This is a genomic window from Nocardia tenerifensis NBRC 101015, from assembly GCF_000308715.1.
GTDB classification, from domain to species: domain Bacteria; phylum Actinomycetota; class Actinomycetes; order Mycobacteriales; family Mycobacteriaceae; genus Nocardia; species Nocardia tenerifensis.
Genome location: NZ_BAGH01000172.1, coordinates 59,372 through 78,068, shown reverse-complemented (window position 1 = coordinate 78,068; position 18,697 = coordinate 59,372). Strand labels below are relative to the sequence as shown.

The following is an 18,697-nucleotide window of genomic DNA, read 5'->3' as shown; positions in this document are numbered from 1 at the left end:
GCTCGCTGAGATGCCGGTGCGGTGATGCCGCGGAACTGTGCGGGTCACCGCCAGCGTGGTGACGGCAGTGCGGCCGAGCCGGGGCGGGGTCCGTCACCAGGGCGGTCACGCCGTCCGGGGGTTGCCGATCGGGTGCCGATACCAGCGCGGTCGGCCGTACGGGGTGCCGCCCAGGGTGCCGATACCGGCGCGGTCGGCCGTACGGGTGCCGCCCAGGGTGCCGATACCGGCGCGGTCGGCCGTACGGGTGTCGCCCAGGGTGCCGACACCGGTGCGGTCAAGCCGCGTGGCCGCCGACACGGGTGCGGTCAAGCCGCGTGGCCGCTGACACAGGCGCCGACACCGGAGGGCAAGCCATGCGAGTCGCCGCGAGGTGTCGACGCCCCCGAGGGGCACGTCGTCCGGGGTCAACACTCGCGAGGACAAGCCACAAAGGGTGCCGATGATGGAGGGCGAGACGGCGCGGGTCGCACCATGGTGCACCTGCGCGAAGACCCGCCCGCAGCTGTCACATCCATCGAGGAGAGTCATATGGTTGCCCGCGAAGATCAGTAAGCGACCATATGACTCTCTGCATTCGACCGCCCGGCGGCCCGAACGGCACATCCTTTACGGCGCGGGCAGGCGGTCGAACCGGGCCGAGCTGATCACCCGCTCGTCGAGCTCCTCCGGCGCGCCGCTCTCCCGAGCCCGTCGTTCCCTCGATCCCGCACTCTCTCTCAGGATCCGCACCGTCTCTCGGGCACTAGAGGCGGTGCGGATCCCGAGAGAGAGTGCGGGATTCTGGTTGACCGCGGTGTCGGGCCGGTCGGTGGTGGCCCGGGTGGTCGTCGTCTCGGATTCAGGCGTGGGTGGTGTGAGTAGTGGGTACGCTCGATTGGTTTATTACTGAACGACATTGGGGATCGGCATGGTGGCGCCTACTCGTGCGGACAAGTTCTCCTTCGGATTGTGGACGGTCGGCTGGCGGGGCAGGGACCCGTTCGGCGACGCCACCCGGCCGGAGCTGGACGCGGTCGAGGCCGTGCACCGGCTCGCGGAGCTGGGCGCCTATGGCTTGACCTTCCATGACGATGATCTTTTTCCCTTCGGCGCGTCCCACGCCGAGCGGCAGCGGCGCGTCGAGCGGCTGCGGACCGCGCTGTCCGAGACCGCCATGGTGGTGCCGATGGTCACCACCAATCTGTTCACCCATCCGGTGTTCAAGGATGGCGGGTTCACCAGCAACGACCGCGACGTGCGCCGGTTCGCGCTGCGCAAGGTGCTGCGAAATGTGGAGCTGGCGGCCGATCTCGGCGCACAGACCTATGTGCTGTGGGGCGGGCGCGAGGGCGCGGAGTACGACAGCGCCAAGGATGTGCGCGCGGCGCTGGACCGGTATCGCGAAAGCCTGGACCTACTGACCACTTTCGTGCGTGACCGTGGCTACGACCTGCGTTTCGCGCTCGAGCCCAAGCCCAATGAACCGCGCGGCGACATCTTGCTGCCGACCGTGGGGCACGCACTGGCCTTCATCTCCACGCTCGAACACCCGGAGCTCGTGGGCGTGAATCCTGAAGTGGGACATGAACAAATGGCCGGCCTCAACTTCATGCACTCGGTCGCGCAGGCGCTGTGGCAGGGCAAGCTGTTCCACATCGATCTCAATGGGCAGCGCGGCGTCAAGTTCGATCAGGATCTGGTGTTCGGGCACGGCGATCTGATGAACGCCTTCAGCCTGGTCGACCTATTGGAGAACGGCGGCCCGGACGGCACGCCCGCCTACGACGGACCTCGGCACTTCGACTACAAGCCCTCGCGCACAGAGGATCTCGCGGGGGTGTGGGACTCGGCGGCCGCGAATATGCGGACCTATCTGCTGCTGAAAGAGCGCACTCGCACCTTCCGCGCCGATCCCGAAGTGCGACAGGCACTCTCGGAGTCCGGCGTCACCGAGCTACGCAGCCCCACGCTCGCCGCCGGGGAAACCTACGACGCACTGCTGGCCGATCCGGCGCTGGAGAGCTTCGACGCCGACAAAGCGGCGCAGCGCGGCTACGGGTTCGTGCGACTGAACCAGCTGGCGCTGGAGCACCTACTCGGTGCGAGGTGAACGCAGAGCAAGGCGAGCGCCGAAAGCGCTGTGGCGCAAGCGGTTCGGGCGACGGGCTGGCCGGGGCGTCGACCGAGCGCCTCAACCGGCTGCGCGACCGCGCCCAGTCACGACGCCTCGCTGCACGCCATCACCGGCGACGACGTGCCGAGCGTGCTGCTCGAGCACGGTGGGGTGTCCTTGCCGGAAGTGGTTGTGCGGCGTCGACCTGGTCGGCCGCTTACACGTTGCCGCGAGAGAGCCTGCGGCGCAACGCCTCCCGCTTCGCGTCTCCCGCGTCGTGCCTTCCGCTTCGTGTCTCCCGCGTCGTGCCTTCCGCTTCGTGTCTCCCGCGTCGTGCCTTCCGCTTCGTGTCTCCCGCGTCGTGCCTTCCGCTTCGTGTCTCCCGCGTCGTGCCTTCCGCTTCGTGTCTCCCGCGTCGTGCCTTCCGCATCGCGTCTCCCGCGTCGTGCCTCCCGCATCGCGTCTCCCGCGTCGTGCCTCCCGCTTCGCGTCTCCCGCTTCGCGTCTCGCGCCTCGCGCCTCGCGCACCGAGCTAGTCCGATGCACTGGCTCGAGCAACGTCACCATCGCCAACTTGTCTGATCGGCTTCTGCGACGAGGCATTCTGCCGAGGGCGACTTTGTCTGGGCGCGGCAGGCCGCCGCGGGTCCCCTGCGGGGACGTGATGCCGTCTCTCGCGGCACAGCGGCCCTCACCCCGGCTCGCAACGCCGGGGCTTCGCCACCTCACTGCTGGAGCAGCGCCTCGCAGGCTCGACCACTGCTGGACCGCCTGCCGCACGCCGGTGCCCACCGCGACGCCGTGCCGAGGCCCGCATCGCGGATGCGCGAACTAGTCGAGGACCGGACCTCGGATCGTCACCGAATCGGTCGAGCCCCTTCCATCGGCGACCGCGATCCCAGCGGAGCCACCCACGGGGGCTCGATGAGAATCGAATTCAGCCGGGCAACTTGCCGAGTAGCCAGCTGCCGACACCTGCCGGGTTCTCGTCGAAGTAGTAGTCGTGAATGGCTTGCAGCAGATCGTCGGTGGTGACCAAGCCGTCGCCGTCGCTGTCGAGCCGCCGGTGACATTCGCGGGCGTCGTCCGCGGGCAGGCGCATGAGCGCTCCGGTCCAGCGAACGTACTCATCCGCGTTCAGTTTGCCGTCACCGTCGACGTCGGCGATCGTCGTGATCGCCTCGAGGAACGGGCGGTAGCCCTGTTCGAAGGATTCCTCGGTCACCAGCAGGCCCTCCGCGAAAGCCTGCTTGTACTCGGCGAGATCGACGGTTCCGTCGATGTCGACATCGCTCACCGACGCCAGCCGTCCCCACAATTGCAGGCTCAGGTTCAGTAACCGTTGCGCGGCAGGCGAATCCGGTCCGTGGCCGAACTCCGCGGCCAGCGCGGCGGCCGAGCTCTCGAAATCACTACGCTGAATCCGGCCGTCACCGTCGAAATCGAATGTCTCGAACCGGCGCTCCAGTTTGCGTGCCAGGAACTCGCTGATCTCCATCCGTTCGCCTCCGGTCGTGACGTCGTGGGCACAGCAGCCAGTCGATTCTCCACCGGATCCGACGGCGCACGCGATGAAATGGCGGAAACCCACAGCGTTCGGGTCGTTCGCGCAGAGCCCGCGGTAAGTGGTCGGCCGCGCACCCGGCAGACTGAGGGAATGGGTTCTGGTTCGTCAACGCGGCCGTCGCCCGCGGATCTGGCCGCGGCGCAGGACAAGACTGTTCCCGATCTGATCGGGCCCGGCCTGCGTGTGCTGTTCTGCGGAATCAATCCGGGCCTGTGGTCCGGGGCCACCGGACATCACTTCGCTCGTCCGGGAAATCGGTTCTGGCCGGCCTTGCATCGCTCCGGCTTCACACCGCGCCAACTGCGGCCCGACGAAGAGCACGAACTGCTCGGCCTGGGCTTGGGCATCACGAATGTGGCCGCCCGCACGACCGCCAAAGCCGAGCAACTGACCGCCGAAGAACTACGCGCCGGCGGCCGCGCCCTGGTCGATCGCGTCGTGCAGCACCAACCCCGAGTACTGGCCGTACTCGGAATAGGCGCCTACCGAACCGCTTTCGGCCGTCCACGCACCGCAGTCGGCCCCCAACCCGAGCAGATCGGCGAGACCGCAGTGTGGGTCCTCCCCAACCCCAGCGGCCTCAACGCCCACTACACCCTCGACGCCCTAGCCACGGAATTCCGCAAGCTGCGCGAGGCGGTAGACACCGCTTAACCTGCGTTATGCGGCATGGTTGAGGCTCGTGGTACGAGGGTCGGCTCGAACGAGATGTGATCGATGAATGATCGATCCTCGGCTGCGGCAACGAGCAGATCGATGGCGGTGGAACCTACGTGGGTACTTGGTTGGCGGACCGAGGAGAGGGGGACCAGGGTGGATTGGGCGAAATCGATGTCGTCGTAGCCTATTAGCGCGATATCGGCGGGCACTTGAATGCCGTGCGAGGTCAATGCTTGTAGGACGCCGATCGCCAAAAGGTCGTTGGCGCAAAAGATTGCCTCCGGTCGGTCGCTTGCGGTGCTGAGGTGCTCACCGGCGCGGCGTCCGGCCAGTACGGTCGGCGCGGAGGTTTCGATCACTGCCAGCCGCGCGTCCGGGTACTCCTGTATGGCGCGCCGCGCACCGTGGAGTCGATCCGCGATCTGGTGCAGTGACAGCGGGCCGCCGACGAACGCGATGCGGCGTCGCCCGGTCTGGCACAGATGGTGTGCGGCGACCAGCCCTCCCGCCTTGTCGTCGACGGTGACGGAGGGGAAAGGGGTGCCGCGGCCGTCTCGATCGACCAAAATGATCGGCACGCCGCGCTCGCGCAGCGCGTGCAACCGATCCAGATCCTCGCGTGCCGAGGAGATCAACAGCCCGAAAACGCGTTGCTCCTCGAAGGTTTCGAGGTAGAGCCGCTCGCGTTCGGCATCGTCGTCGGTGGACGCGAGGAGCACGACGAGGTTGTTCTCGGCGGCGCGCTGCTCGGCGGCGCGGGCGATGTCGGAGAAGAACGGGTTGCCGATATCGAGGACGACCAATCCGACGCAGCGTGAACGCCCCGCGCGCAGTTGCCGGGCGGCGTCGTTGCGGACGAAACCCAACCGCTCGATCGCGGTGTGCACCCGCGCGACGGTGGCGGGGCTGACCTTGTCCGGAGCGTTGAGCACGTTGGAGACGGTGCCGATCGAGACGCCCGCGGACGCGGCGACCTCCCTGATACTCACCACCGGCTAGCCGGCCTCCTTGTGCGGTCGCGTCAACAGATCTCGATCATCTACGGCCGATGACCGCGGGACAAGTCCGGTTGGGCGGTCCGAATGAGCAGAGACCCAGCCGTTTCATCGGCCCGCCCTCGTGGTCGGCGTATAGCGGTGCAGCGTGAACGCGCCGGCCACCTCGGCCCGCAACGCCTCCAGATCGCCGCTGAGCAGTCGGTGTGTTCGCGCTTGAATCAGTATGTTGCCGATCGCGGTGGCCTCCACCGGCCCGGCGACCACCGGCAGGCCGACGTGATCGGCGGTCAGTTGGCAGAGCAGCTGATTGCGCGCACCACCCCCGACGATATGGACCGTCTCCGCGCGGACACCCGAAAGCGTGGCCGCGGCATGGACATTGGCGGCGAAGGCGACCGCGATGCTTTCCACGATGGCGCGCACCATCTCCCCGTGGTTCGCGGGTGCGGGCAGGTCACGCTCGGTGTACCACTCCGCGATGCGGGCCGGCATGTCCCCGGGCGGGAGGAATCGAGGGTCGTCGACGTCGAACACCGTCGGCGGAGCCGGATACGAGGCGGCCTGCCGGAGTAGTCGCTCGAGCGAGATGTGCTGGCCGTTGTCCTGCCATCGGCGCACGGTTTCGCTGAGCAACCACAGCCCCATCACGTTGTGCAGGAACCGGATTCGTCCGTCGGCCCCGATCTCATTGGTGAAGTTCGCCGCCCAGCCGGCGGCGTCGATCACCGGCTCGGTCAGCTCAACGCCTACCAAACCCCATGTGCCGCAGGAGATGTAAGCGGCCGACTCGGCGCACATCGGAATGGCCGCCACCGCGGAAGCCGTGTCGTGCGACGCGACGGCACTGACCTGTACGGGATGGTCCAAGCCAACAGCCGAAAGTGACGGGCCCAGTATCGTTCCGGGGTCCACCAGGTCGGGGAACAGGCCTCGGCGCACGCCGGTGCGCGCGTGTAGGTCGGCGTCCCAATGTCCGCCCCGACCGAGCAGTCCGGTGGTCGAGGCGTTGGTGCGCTCGGTGGCCATGACGCCGCTGAGCCAGTAGGCGATCAGATCGGGGATCAGCAAGGCGCGGTCGGCCGCTTCGATGTCGCCCTCGAGGCGCTCGGCCGCCAGCTGGTAGATGGTGGTGAACGGCAGGAACTGTAACCCGTTGCGCGCGTACAGCTCCCAGGGCGAGATGGCGTCGTGGACGGCGGCGACCCCGGCGGCGGTGCGGCTGTCACGATAGTGATGCGGCAATCCGAGCAGCCGGCCGCCGCGCAAAAGACCGTAATCGACTGCCCACGAATCGATTCCGACTCCCAGCAGCTCCGGCGCCTGCCTGACGGCCGCCATGAGTCCAGACCGGACCTGCGCGTACAAGCGAGCTATATTCCAGTGCAAGCTCGTTTTTCGGCCGTTCCAGATCTCGACCGGCTCGTTGGGGAACCGGGCCACCTCCCGAAGCTCGAGCCGACCCGGCGCGATGGACCCGACGATGACCCGTCCGCTGGTCGCTCCCAGATCCACCGCCGCCACCTCGCCGGCGCGCGAGCCGTTCATCGCAGGAACGCCGCGGCCACTCCCGCGTCGACGGGCACGTGCAGGCCGGTGGTGTGAGAAAAGTCGTTGGTGCACAACGCGAATGCCGCATTAGCGATGTGCTCGGGCAGGACTTCCCGCTTGAGCAGAGTGCGCTGGGCATAGAAGGCGCCCAGTTCGGACTCCTCCACGCCGTAGACCGCGGCGCGCTGAGCGCCCCAGCCGCCGGCGAAGATCCCGGATCCGCGGACGACACCGTCGGGGTTGATGCCGTTGACCTTGATGCCGTGCTCGCCGAGTTCGGCCGCGAGCAGCCGAACCTGGTGTGCCTGATCGGCTTTGGCCGCCGAGTAGGCGATGTTGTTCGGCCCGGCCACAACCGAGTTCTTCGACGCGATATAGAGGATGTCGCCACCGAGACGCTGGTCGATCAGCGCTCTCGCCGCGGCCTTGGCGACCAGGAACGAGCCGCGCGCCATCACATCGTGCTGCAAATCCCAGTCCGCGACGGTGGTTTCGAGCAGCGACCTCGACAGGGACAGGCCGGCATTGTTGACCACGATGTCGATGCCGCCGAAGGCGAGGACACACGCGTCGACGGCGGCCCGCACCTGGTTCTCGTCGGTGACGTCGGCGCCGATCCCGATCGCGACGTCGCTGGACCCGATTTCGGCGGCGACCGCGCCGGCCTTGTCGCCGTCGAGGTCGGCCACCACCACGCAGGCGCCCTCGGCCGCCAGGCGGTGCGCGATCGCCTTCCCGATCCCGGACGCCGCACCCGTGACCAGAGCGATTCGGGTGGCGAGGGGTTTGGGCGCGGGCATCCGAGCCAGCTTGGCCTCCTCGAGCACCCAGTACTCGATCCGGAACTTCTCCGCCTCGTCGATCGGCTGATACCGGGAGATGGCCTCGGCACCACGCATGACATTGATCGCGTTCAGATAGAACTCGCCGGCCACGCGAGCGGTCTGTTTGTCCTTGCCGTAACTGAACATTCCCACGCCGGGGATCAATACGATCGCCGGGTCGGCGCCGCGCATCGCCGGCGATTCCGGGGTGGCGTGGCGCTGATAGTAGGCGCGGTAGTCGGCACGGTAGGCCTCGTGCAGTTCCGCCAGCCGCACCCGGCAGTCCTCGATGTCCGCGTGCGCGGGCAGGTCGAGCACCAGCGGCTTGACCTTCGTGCGCAGAAAGTGGTCCGGGCAGCTGGTGCCGAGCGCCGCCAGGCGTGGATGCTGTTCGTGGGCAAGGAATTCCAGGACGGCTGGATCATCGGTGAAGTGCCCGACCTGAACCCGGTCCGTGGATGCCAGCCCACGGATGAACGGCGCGAGCGCGGCAGCCTTCGCATGACGCTCGCGGCTGGGCAGCGGCGCGTAATTCGGCATCGGATTGCCGAAAGGCGCTGGGCGGCCATGGCTTTCGATGAACCGCCGTACCGTCTCGATGATCGTCAGGGAATGGGCCTCTGCCTCCTCGGACGTGTCACCCCAGGCGGTGATGCCGTGCCCGCCCAGGATCGCCCCGATCGCCCGCGGGTTCTGTGTTCTGATCTCGGCGATGTCGAGTCCGAGCTGAAAACCCGGGCGGCGCCAGGGAATCCAGGCCACCCGATCGCCGAAGATCTTCGCGGTGAGCTCGGCCCCGTCGGCCGCGGTGGCCAACGCGATCCCGGAATCGGGGTGCAGATGATCGACGTGCGCGGCGTCGACCAGTCCGTGCATCGCGGTATCGATCGACGGCGTCGCGCCCCCGCGACCGTGCAACGTGTAATCCAGTGCGGCGACCATCTCGTCCTCGCGCTCCGGCCCCGGGTAGACCGCGGTCAGCGCGCGCAGCCGGTCCAATCGCAGCACCGCCAGGCCCTGCTCGGTCAGCGTGCCGAGGTCGCCGCCGGAACCTTTCACCCACATGAGCTCCACCGGCTCGCCGGTGACCGGGTCGATGTCGGTGCCTTTGGCCGAGGTGTTGCCGCCGGCGTAATTGGTGTTCCTCGGGTCGGCGCCGAGTCGATGGGAACGGCCGATCAACTGTGCGACCGTGGGATGGGTCATGACGGAAACGCTCCTCGCGTATGGGTTCGAGTGAAACCGAATCTCATGCGCCCCAACCTGATTGAGTCCCGCCGAGCCGGTCCGCCTCGATGCGTTGCTGATATCCGGACCGCGCGAACGCCGCCATCGGATCTTCGGGCAAGCCGCGCTCGGTGCGCCACTGCGCCAGTCGCGGCCGCACATCGGTGTAGAAGGCATCCATGAACACGCCGTTGGCGGCCAGGACGTCACCGGCGTCCTGCGCCGCGGTCAGCACCTCGATATCGAGCGACGCCGCGCGCGCGGTCATCTCCTGCACGTTGAGCACGGAGCGGATCTGGCCGGGGATCTTCGCCTCGACGTTATGGCACTGGTCGAGCATCAGGGCGACGCCGGAGTCGTGGTCTAAGCCGCCGCCGCGAATCACCTCGACCATGATCCGGAACAGCTGGAACGGATCGGCCGCCCCGACGATGAGGTCGTCGTCGGCGTAGAAGCGCGAATTGAAGTCGAACGAGCCGAGCTTCCGCAGGCGCAGCAGCTGGGCCACGATGAACTCGATATTGGTGCCCGGTGCGTGGTGGCCGGTGTCCAGGCACACCACGGCGCGCTCGCCGAGGGCGGCCACGTGGACGTAAGCGGTGCCCCAGTCGGGGACATCGGTCATGTAGGTGGCGGGCTCGAAGAACTTGTACTCCAGCACCATTCGCTGGCCGTCGCCGATGTGCTCATAGATACTCGCCAGCGACTCGGCCAGCCGATCTTGGCGGCCGCGAATATCGCCCTGCCCAGGGTAGTTCGTGCCGTCGGCGAGCCAGATCTTCAAATCCGAGGACCCGGTCTCGTTCATCACCTCGAGGCAGGCCAGGTGATGATCGATCGCCTTGCGCCGCACCTTCTTGTCGAGGTGGGTGAGGCTGCCGAATTTGTAGTCGTCGTCCTGAAAGGTGTTGGAGTTGACGGTGCCCAACCGCACACCCAGGTCCTCGGCATACGTTCTGAGCGCCCCGTAGTCGGCTACCTCGTCCCACGGAATGTGCAGCGCCACAGTCGGCGCCAGTCCGGTGAGCCGGTGCACGGTCGCCGCGTCGGCGATCTTCTCCCGCACCGTGCGGGGAGTGCCGGGCGTGCCGAAGACCTTGAATCGGGTGCCGGAGTTGCCGAATGCCCAGGAGGGCAGCTCGATTCGGAGATTACCTATCAGTGTGTCGACACGGTTCATCAGCGCACTCCTGCCGGGTGGTCGGTGGGGAACGGCATGAGCGCCTCCGAATTGAAACGTTTCAATCGGGTTCAACGGTACGGGCCGCGGGCGAGGGGGTCAACAGCATCGGGGAAAGCGCCCACCATCCGTTCGCGTGACACGCCGCGCACGTCGACAAGCCCCGTAGCCAATCCACCGGCGCTCCTTGCGGAATCGAGTATCGGGTCGCCGGTCGTGCCGACGTCCCCATAGCCGAGGGGCCTGAGACGCCGAAACGGATCTCCGGCAGCCGATCTCGCCCCGTTGGAAGCAGAGAAGGTTGCGCCTTACATTCCGCTCTGAGTCGACGGGAAGCGCAGCGGCACAGACCGATGCGTGTCCGGCGCACTGTTGCGGGGCGACAATCGCACGCTCAGACGATGTCCGCGTCGGTGGTGTTCACGGGAATCGCCGCCTGATCGCCGCCGCGATCGCGTCTGGTGCGTGCTCCTGAATGAAGTGCCGCGCGTGCGGCAATTCGACGATATCGAGATCGGCCAAGGTGGCGCGCATGCGGGGGATACACGCGTTCGGACGGAACACCGGGTCGCGCATGCCCCACACCACCAGGGTCGGTTTGTCGCCGAGCCGCGCCGGTACCTCTCGGGCGAGCTGGTCCAGCAGCGGGCGCGCGGCCCGAATCTCCTTGGGGGTCACGCCGAGTCCGCGCCGGGCCTCCGCTGTCGGTTGTACCCCGCGATAATGGTCGGCTTCGGCCGGGGTGAGCGTCTTCCCCAGTTCGGCGAGCAAGACCCGCTCGATGAGGAAATTGCGTTCGAGTATCCGCCGCTGCATCGGGCGACTGCTCATGAGGACGCTGAAGGCGCGATTCGCCAGCGGCTCGATCGGCCAGAAGACCGTGTTGCCCAGCACGATTCCCCGCACCCGCTCGGCGCGCGTCGTGACCGCGCCCAGACCGATGGGGCCGCCCCAATCATGTCCCATCACAACGAACCCGTCGAGCCGCAGGTGATCGATCAGTTCGCCCAGAACCGCGACGTGCTCGGCGATGGTGTACCCGAAACCCGCCGGGCGCTCGGAGAGCCCGAAACCCAACTGGTCCACGGCGATACACCGATACTTGCCGCGCAACGTCCGCACGATGTGGCGGTAGAGAAAACTCCACGCCGGAGATCCGTGACAGAACAGGATCGTCGGACCGGTGCCTTCGTCGATGTAGTGCACGCGGCCGACGGATGAGTCGAACCAGCGCGACTCGAACGGATACAGATCCCCGTCGGGAACAAAGTCGATCAGCATTGACACCCCTCCCTCGCACAAGAGGCTACCTGTGGTGACGCACGTGCATCCGCCCGACCGGTCGGGCAGGAGCGTCACTGCCTCCGCAGCCTCGGCCGGTGTGGTTTGCGGACGCAGTTCAATTGCATACCGCCCCGGCCACTTTGATGGTCCGCTGCCTACGTTGGGATCCCTACGCGCACTCGCCGCCCCGTCGGCGGACGCAAGCGGTGGTTGTCGACGGCGAGCCGCGTCACTGTGGAACACGAAGGTGCACAGAGTCTTTGCGCCACACGGCCACTCGTTACCGGGACCTGGGAAATCCGGCCCGCGCTCACCGCACCGCTGCTCGCCCGTTCGGCGCCGCTCAGCCGATTCAAAGATCCGATGTCGCCCATTTCTTCGAGGACTGATCTACGCGAGGTACCGGCGTTGGCGCCGAAGCAACTGCCGTCAACATGCGCGCCGTCTCGCCATGTGGCGGCGCTGCCGACCCTCTTGGGGCGTGGCGCTTGCCAATCACCCATTGATTGGCACACACTGTCTCGGTAACTTATATGTAACCGATCGTCTCGCTAATCCTGGCGGGTCCACAGATGCGGAGGACAGCGGTGTCCCTAGCGTTCGATACCGGCGCCGAACAGCTCGAACTCGCCTACGACGTGCGGGGTCATGGCCCGACACTGATCCTGCTGCACGGGCTCGTGCACCGACGGCACGCGTGGGATCCGGTCGCCGAGCGGCTGGCCCGCCATCGCCGAGTCGTCACGGTGGACCTGCCGGGGCACGGTGACTCTCCTGAGCTTCCCGAGGACGCCGACGTTCTCGAAGGCTCGATCGAACGACTGGCGCGTTTCGTCCGCGCGGTGACTCCTCCCGGCGAGAAGCCGCACCTCGCGGGCAATTCGCTGGGCGGTTATCTCGCCCTGGAACTCGCCTGCCGCGGCATGGCCAGCTCGGTGACGGCGCTCTCACCCGCGGGTTTCGCTCTCGGAGCGCTCGACCACCGGCGTTCGATCGCGATGTTCACCGCCCTGCGCGCCGCGGTGCGCCTGATGACCGCGGACCGGGTGAGCGCCGCGCTGGTGCGCGCGCCGCTGCGGGCGATCCTGCTCGCGGCGTTCTATGCGCGAGGCTGGAAGGCTGACCCGGTCACCGCCGCCATCGACGTCCGGTCGCTGCTCGACAACGCGGTCATCGACCGAGCGACGAGCGCGCCGGTCCCGAAGTTCACCGACCCCGCGAAGGTGGACTGCCCGGTCACCATCGCCTGGGGCCGGCGTGATCTCATCCTGCCGGTGTATCAGGCGCGGCAGGCCGGAAAGTTGTTCCCGCAGGCCACCATGCTCACCCTGCCCGGCCTCGGCCACGTACCCATGCCGGACGATCCGGCACTGATCGGCGCCGTGCTGCTGGCCGGCAGCTCCTGAACATCCGCTGAGATCGGGCCGTAGCGTACTGCCATGCCGACATATCGCATGCTGGAGAACCTGATCTATCGCTACGCCGATCTCGTGGACCGCGGCGACTTCGCCGGGGTGGCGGAGTTGCTCGCGGACGCCACCTTCATCGGTGGCGGGGGAGAACTGAAGGGGCGCAAGGCGATCGAGGACATGTTCCGCGATCTGGTGATCGTCTACGACGACGGCACACCGAAGACGAAGCACGTCACCACCAACGTGATCCTCGAGGTCGACGAGGAGGCGGGCACCGCGCGATCGCAGTCGTACGTCACGGTATTCCAAGCGGTGGAAGGACTTTCACTGCAACCCATCGCCGCCGGTCGATACGACGATCGATTTCTCCGTGACGGCTCGCGGTGGCGGTTCGCCGAACGGCGCTTCACCCTCGACCTTCTCGGAGAGGTCAGCCGGCATCTGCGCCGGGCCGTGGCGCGGTAGCTTGCCGAAACGTCCACGGCCGTCGGCGCCGAGGTGGACGAGTTCAGGCCGCGAGCCTGCCGCCGTCGACGACGATGATCTCGCCGGAGACCCAGGCACTCGCGGGTTCGGCGAGCCGGGTGATCCAGGGGACCACATCGTCGACCTCACCGACCCGACCGGTGGGTACGACATTGGCGTAGTTCGTTTGCCACTGCTCGATCTCGTGTGCGGGGATACCGCCTGCGCCGAGGATCGGGGTGCGGACGTTTCCGGGCGCCACGCCATTGACGCGAATTCCTTTGGGGCCGAGTTCGATCGCCCAGCTACGGATGAGGCTGTCGACGGCGGCTTTGCTTGCGGCATAGACCGATTGCGCGGGTGCGGCCAGCCGCGCGGAGATGCTGGAGACGATGACGATATTGCCGCCGGGCGCGGTCAGCTGCGGAAGCAGTGCGGCGGTCAGCAGTATCGGGCCGAAGACGTTGACCCCGAACTGCTTACGCACCTCGGCCGGATCGAGCTCGTCGAGCGGGGTCCGGGCGAAGACGCCGGCGTTGTGCACCAGCACGTCGACCCGGCCCGCGCGGGCCCGCACCTCGGCGGTGATGGTGTCGATGCCCGCCTCGGTCGCGACATCGGCGAGGACGGGGACGATCGACGGATGGAGCGCGGCGACCTCGTCGAGCGGACCGCCGCGACGCCCGGTGATCATGACACTGGCCGCGCCCTGTTCGGCGAACGCGAGCGCGGTCGCGCGGCCGATTCCGGTCCCACCACCGGTGACAACGATGTGCTGTTCGGCAAACGTGTTGTCGGACAATGCGATACCTCTCTGCCACGGGCCGCCTCGTCTCGGCCCCGTCGTTCGCAACGCGGCACGGTGGGCGAACATTCCTTCCCCGTGATTCGCAGGGGTGATGCGTGTTCTGGCGCGCAGCGTCGCCGGCCAGGCTGTCATCCTGCCCAACAAAATAGGACCTACCCTCAGAGCAGGTTCCCGGCTTCGATGGCGAGATCGCACCACCACATCAGCTCGCCGAGCGTGCCGTGGTCTCGTGCGTCCAGCGACATTTTCCACCCGTAGAGCAGCAAACCGCACAATGCCGTCATCGCCTCGTGCCGCCGCCGAAACGGCCCGGACAACCCGGCGGCATCCGAGTAGATATCCAGCACGGCGTGAGGGCCGATTCGGAACCGGCGCGAGTTGACCGCGATGAACCAGCCGAGTTCGACACAGGCCGGCCCGCGGACGGCCAGCGCCCAGTCGATCAGCCAGACGACCCCATCGTCGTCCACCCCCAGGTTGGCGAGTTTCATGTCACCGTGCAGGGGCCTCTGCGGTAACACGGTCAAGGCGCGGATCAGCGGTTCGATATCGTTGTGCGCGAAGCGAATCAGGTCAACCGTCGCTTTCGGAGCGATTCGATCGAACAGCGACCAACCCGCCGTGACCTTGCCGAGCAGAGCGTAAGCCTGGTGTTCGGGGCGAAGTGCGCGGACACCACTGCTCAGCAACAGGAGACGATCCCGCAGGCTGCACCAGGAGTTCGCCGGCGGGCCGAATTGTCGGGAGTGCAGGTCCAGCATGCCGGCGACGAGAAGTTCCACCGTGGTCCGTTCGACCGGGCCGGTCGGCATATGCGGGGAGATGTCGCGCATGAGCGTGTAGAAATATCGATCGGTGCGCAGTCCGTCGACGGCGGCCGAGCGCGCCCGGCTGGTGCCGGGCGGCCCGTTCCGTGCGAAAAGGGTTTCCCGGCCATGTGTATCGGCCGTCGCCTGCATGATCCAATCTTGCTCGTACGCAGTGCGTTTGAGGACCCAGGACGTGCCGGTTTCTTCGGTGGCCGACTGTAGCAGCGCCCCGGAGTAGCCGTCGTGGCACAGATCTTTCCAGATCAGGTCACTCAATCCGTGCGCGGCGAGCAGCGTAAGGACTTGTTCACCAGGCTCTTTGGGGTTCATTGCGCACAGGTGGGACGTCGTGCTTCGGCTGCACCCGCTCCATAAGGCTGATCACGAGGGCGGAGTCGGGATAGGCGTGCACCTCCACGATCTCGTCGCCTTCGAACCGGCAGAACCACACATAGAAAGAATCGTAAGGTTTACCGTCCAGGGCCGTGGCCACGCCCTGCATGACGACTATTACCGTGGACCCGTCCTCGAATATCTGCTTCAAGTCATAGCACAATCCTCCGGTTCGCGCGTTGACCTGCGCGATCGTCCCGTCCAGAAGATCTTGCTTACTGGTGTACACGCCTCCTAACGGATGTTCGCCGACCACGACCCAGGTGACGCTGTCGGATACGTGGTCGAAGAACTGGAAGAAGGTATCGAGATTCCCGAGCAGTTCGAACAAGGCTTTCCGTGACTGCACGCCGGTACCGGTATCAGACATGATGATCTCCACTTTCGTTGATTGATGAATCCTTCGTGAGTAAGAGTTCGGCCATGGCCGCGACCGTGCCGGCCCGGAACAACGCACGCAGGGACACCTTGCGTCCGAAGCGTTTATGCACGGCCGTCGACAGACGCATCGCGCTCAGGCTGTCACCGCCGAGATCGACGAACCGGTCATGGCGCGAATGAACCTCGGTGCGTAAGACCCTGCGCCACTCCTCGGCGAGTGCGCGTTCGACTTCGGTGTGCGGTTCTTCGACCGGTGCGCGTTCGATCGGCGGAGCGCCTAAGTCGGACAGAGCTTTTCGGTCGATCTTGCCGTTCGCGCTGAGCGGGAACTCGGGCAGCACCAGGATGCGGGCCGGCCGGGCGTACTCGGGCAGACGAGTCGCCGCGTGCTCGGCTATCGCGGAAACGTCGGCGCTGGAGTCAGCTTGGACGTAAGCGATCAACCGGCGGCCGAGCCCGCTGCCCGTTACCGCCGCCACGGCCCGGCGGACCTGCTCATGGGACTCGACTGCCGCCTCGATCTCCCCGAGTTCTATGCGGTAACCATTGAGCTTGACCTGAAAATCGTTGCGCCCCTGGAATTCCAGCATGCCACCGGGCCGGTAGCGGCCGATGTCACCGGTCCGGTACCAGCGCTGCCCGTCGTATTCGACGAATCGCTCGGCCGTGCGCTGGGGATCGTTGCGATAGCCGCGCGCGACTCCGACTCCACCGATCCACAGCTCGCCGCTCACCCAGTCCGGGCAGTCCCGCCCGCCTCGGTCCACGACGCGGTACCGCTGATTTCCGAGCGGGAATCCGTAAGGTACGGATACCCAGGCCGGGTCCACCTCGTCGACCTGGCAATAGTTCGAGTAGATCGATGCCTCCGTACCTCCACCGCAAGCGACGAACACACAGTCCGGCGCCAGGGCGTGTAACCGCCGAGGCAGGTCGGTGCCGACCCAGTCGCCCCCGGTGATCACCAGCCGTAGTCCGCCGAGGTCACCGCCGCCTTCGGCCGCGGTGATCAGTGCATCGAGCAGCACCGGAACGGAGTCCCACACGGTGACGTGGCTGTCGTGCATCAGGCGCAGCCACGTCTGGGCGTCACGGGCGCCGTCGGTGCCGGGTACGACCACCGCCCCGCCGGCCATCAGCGGTCCGAAGATCTCGTAGACCGACAGGTCGAAGTCCAGCGCCGATACGTTGAGGCATCGGTCCCGCGGGCCGACGCGCCACCGCTCGTTGATGTCCTCGAGGGTGTTGACCGCCGAACGATGGGAGATCTGCACCCCTTTCGGCTGCCCCGTGGTCCCGGAGGTGAAGATGATGTAGGCCAGCGAAGACGAGTCGACGAGGCGTGGCCGCGTCAGCGGGGCCGCGGCACGACACTGCGCCGGGGTCACGCGGTGCGAGAAGCTCGAAGACTCCTCGGGTTCCTCGCCGATCGTCAAGCGCACGCCCGCCACGTCATGCATCGACGCGCGCCGCCACGGCGGCTGGTCGACGCCGATCGGCACGTAGCACGCACCGGCGGCCAGCACGCCCAGGACCGCGCGCACTTGGTCGGTGCTCGATCTCAGCGTTGATGGAGCAGTTTGCCGCTTTCCACGCGCTTCGAGGCGTTAACGCGCGCCCTGGCCTCGCGCTGGCGGCGGGGCAGCGAGTCGGGCAGCGCCTCGTCCCAGAGCCGCTCCACGAAGGCGTCCAGCACGCTGCCGCAGTACTCGACCATGGAGTCCAGCACCTGCGGCGCGAACAACTCCTCGGCCGCGTCCCACGCCATCCGCACGCCCCCGCCGTGCTGGAAACAGACACAGTCGAGCCACACCTGCGGGCTCTGGGTGATCGTCCACGCCATCGAGCCGAAGGTTTCCTCGAAACGCGCAGTGGTCCATGGTGTTTCGATGAGATCGGTGTAGACGACGCCGAGGAGCGGCGTCGCCTCCTTTCGCTTTCGGGCGATAGTTCGCAAAGCTGCTGCCGCAGACGCGAACTCGGGTGAACGTCCGCTACGGTATTCGCGGGCCACAACATCCACAACATCCACGAGTTCCCGCAGGGTGCCCGGCCCGGTCGCGTCGAAAGTGAGGACGATCAGGCGGGTGAAGTCACCGACCATGCGCGTGGAGCCGGGCCGATCGAATACCGGGAGGTTGATGAGAAAGTCTGGGTTCGCGCACCAACGCCCGAGGGTGTGCGCATAGGCTGCGAGCAGTACCGCGCCGATCTCGACCTCGTTCTGCTCGGCCTTTCGCGTCAAGCGCGCCCACCGCTCGGGCGCGAGCTCGATCCCACGGCGGGCGAAACGCGCGCCGGAGCAGGTCGATGGATCAGCGGTCAAAGGCAGTGGCGGAGGGGCCAATTCGCGATCGGCCAGACGCCGGCGCCACGCGTCGATGTCAGGGGCGGGTTCGTCGTCGTGACCGGCTCGCCGGTAGGCCGCGAAGTCGCCGACCGGGTCGCCGTCGTGGCCGACGTATAGGTCGGCGAGATCCGACAGCAGCACGCGGATACCGGGGTGGTCGGCGGCGAGATGGTCGATGTCTATGTGCAATCGCGAACGCCGGCCGGGCAGGACCGACAACCGGACATCCATGGTGTGGCCCTGGTCGACCGCCATCTTCTGACTCGACATCTCACTGCGCAGACGGTCGAGTTGTCTTGTGTGAGAACCATTCTGGTCAGCCGTGAGATCGAGCACGCGCAGCCGGGCCACGGGCTCGCTCAGGATGACCGCGTCTTCGGCGTCGTCCGGAAACGCGGCACGCAGGATCGAATGCCGACGTTGGAGCTCGAGAAACGCCGATGCCATTCTCGCCCAGTCGATCTCGGGGCCGTCGAATTCGAAGTAGATGTGGCACGCCACATCACCCATGGGTTCATCGGCCGCGCGGCCGAGCCGATACGACTGCTGGACAGCGGTCAATGGGAAAATGTCGCCGTCGCCGGCCTCTGGTAGTTCCTCGATCTGCGGCATGGCCTCGCTTTCGAACTTCGAAGAACCGCCTGCGAAACTAATTTCTCGTTGATTATGAATTCGGCAACGACGTCGCCAACCAAA

Annotated in this window: 16 protein-coding genes; 4 read left to right on the top strand and 12 right to left on the bottom strand. The window is 66.8% G+C overall.

What is annotated here, in order from left to right:
• Positions 1 to 105 precede the first annotated feature (105 nt).
• Positions 106 to 312 (bottom strand): hypothetical protein, encoded by a 207-nt coding sequence (locus ON39_RS13925; protein WP_040734343.1) that lies wholly within the window; start codon positions 310 to 312, stop codon positions 106 to 108.
• A gap of 598 nt (positions 313 to 910) precedes the next feature.
• On the opposite strand from ON39_RS13925, the gene xylA reads away from it, so the two are divergent.
• Complete coding sequence (xylA, locus tag ON39_RS13920; protein WP_040734342.1) at positions 911 to 2,092, top strand: xylose isomerase; 1,182 nt, start codon at positions 911 to 913, stop codon at positions 2,090 to 2,092.
• A 940-nt stretch (positions 2,093 to 3,032) separates the two neighbouring features.
• Here xylA and ON39_RS13915 read toward each other — a convergent pair.
• A complete protein-coding gene (locus ON39_RS13915) occupies positions 3,033 to 3,593 on the bottom strand; it encodes an EF-hand domain-containing protein (protein WP_040734340.1) in 561 nt (186 codons plus the stop codon).
• Positions 3,594 to 3,752: 159 nt separating this feature from the next.
• Here ON39_RS13915 and mug point away from each other — a divergent pair, with 159 nt between their 5' ends.
• Positions 3,753 to 4,316 (top strand): G/U mismatch-specific DNA glycosylase, encoded by a 564-nt coding sequence (gene mug / locus ON39_RS13910; protein ID WP_040734338.1) that lies wholly within the window; start codon positions 3,753 to 3,755, stop codon positions 4,314 to 4,316.
• On the opposite strand, the gene ON39_RS13905 is transcribed toward mug, so the two are convergent.
• From ON39_RS13905 to ON39_RS13885, 5 genes are all read right to left on the bottom strand, one after another.
• Positions 4,313 to 5,314, bottom strand: a complete 1,002-nt coding sequence (locus ON39_RS13905) for a LacI family DNA-binding transcriptional regulator (RefSeq protein WP_040734337.1) — start codon at positions 5,312 to 5,314, stop codon at positions 4,313 to 4,315. The two genes, mug and ON39_RS13905, sit on opposite strands and share 4 nt — an antisense overlap.
• A gap of 111 nt (positions 5,315 to 5,425) precedes the next feature.
• Positions 5,426 to 6,865 (bottom strand): rhamnulokinase, encoded by a 1,440-nt coding sequence (locus tag ON39_RS13900; RefSeq protein ID WP_040734335.1) that lies wholly within the window; start codon positions 6,863 to 6,865, stop codon positions 5,426 to 5,428.
• Positions 6,862 to 8,898, bottom strand: coding sequence for a bifunctional rhamnulose-1-phosphate aldolase/short-chain dehydrogenase (locus ON39_RS13895; protein ID WP_040734334.1), 2,037 nt, complete (start codon positions 8,896 to 8,898; stop codon positions 6,862 to 6,864). The genes ON39_RS13900 and ON39_RS13895 overlap by 4 nt, the downstream gene beginning before the upstream one ends.
• 43 nt (positions 8,899 to 8,941) lie before the next feature.
• Positions 8,942 to 10,099 (bottom strand): L-rhamnose isomerase, encoded by a 1,158-nt coding sequence (rhaI, locus tag ON39_RS13890; protein WP_040734333.1) that lies wholly within the window; start codon positions 10,097 to 10,099, stop codon positions 8,942 to 8,944.
• A 420-nt stretch (positions 10,100 to 10,519) separates the two neighbouring features.
• The gene (locus tag ON39_RS13885) at positions 10,520 to 11,380 is read right to left on the bottom strand and encodes a haloalkane dehalogenase (protein WP_040734332.1); all 861 of its coding nucleotides are present in this window, start codon (positions 11,378 to 11,380) and stop codon (positions 10,520 to 10,522) included.
• Between the two features lie 590 nt (positions 11,381 to 11,970).
• Here ON39_RS13885 and ON39_RS13880 point away from each other — a divergent pair.
• Positions 11,971 to 12,789: an alpha/beta fold hydrolase gene (locus tag ON39_RS13880; RefSeq protein WP_040734354.1), complete on the top strand. Its 819-nt coding sequence runs from the start codon at positions 11,971 to 11,973 to the stop codon at positions 12,787 to 12,789.
• A gap of 33 nt (positions 12,790 to 12,822) precedes the next feature.
• Positions 12,823 to 13,260, top strand: a complete 438-nt coding sequence (locus tag ON39_RS13875; RefSeq protein WP_040734331.1) for a nuclear transport factor 2 family protein — start codon at positions 12,823 to 12,825, stop codon at positions 13,258 to 13,260.
• A gap of 43 nt (positions 13,261 to 13,303) precedes the next feature.
• On the opposite strand, the gene ON39_RS13870 is transcribed toward ON39_RS13875, so the two are convergent.
• The 5 genes from ON39_RS13870 to ON39_RS45870 form a co-directional block, all read right to left on the bottom strand.
• Positions 13,304 to 14,062: an SDR family NAD(P)-dependent oxidoreductase gene (locus ON39_RS13870; RefSeq protein ID WP_040734330.1), complete on the bottom strand. Its 759-nt coding sequence runs from the start codon at positions 14,060 to 14,062 to the stop codon at positions 13,304 to 13,306.
• A 164-nt stretch (positions 14,063 to 14,226) separates the two neighbouring features.
• Positions 14,227 to 15,207 carry a phosphotransferase gene (locus ON39_RS13865; RefSeq protein ID WP_083894430.1) on the bottom strand — a complete coding sequence of 327 codons (981 nt, stop codon included), beginning with the start codon at positions 15,205 to 15,207 and terminating at the stop codon, positions 14,227 to 14,229.
• Positions 15,185 to 15,640, bottom strand: coding sequence for a nuclear transport factor 2 family protein (locus ON39_RS13860; protein ID WP_063713345.1), 456 nt, complete (start codon positions 15,638 to 15,640; stop codon positions 15,185 to 15,187). Before ON39_RS13860 ends, ON39_RS13865 begins: the two co-directional genes overlap by 23 nt.
• The gene (locus ON39_RS45875) at positions 15,633 to 17,216 is read right to left on the bottom strand and encodes a non-ribosomal peptide synthetase (RefSeq protein ID WP_255219267.1); all 1,584 of its coding nucleotides are present in this window, start codon (positions 17,214 to 17,216) and stop codon (positions 15,633 to 15,635) included. Before ON39_RS45875 ends, ON39_RS13860 begins: the two co-directional genes overlap by 8 nt.
• The gene (locus tag ON39_RS45870) at positions 17,213 to 18,613 is read right to left on the bottom strand and encodes a condensation domain-containing protein (RefSeq protein ID WP_051186589.1); all 1,401 of its coding nucleotides are present in this window, start codon (positions 18,611 to 18,613) and stop codon (positions 17,213 to 17,215) included. The genes ON39_RS45875 and ON39_RS45870 overlap by 4 nt, the downstream gene beginning before the upstream one ends.
• Between the last annotated feature and the right edge of the window lie 84 nt (positions 18,614 to 18,697).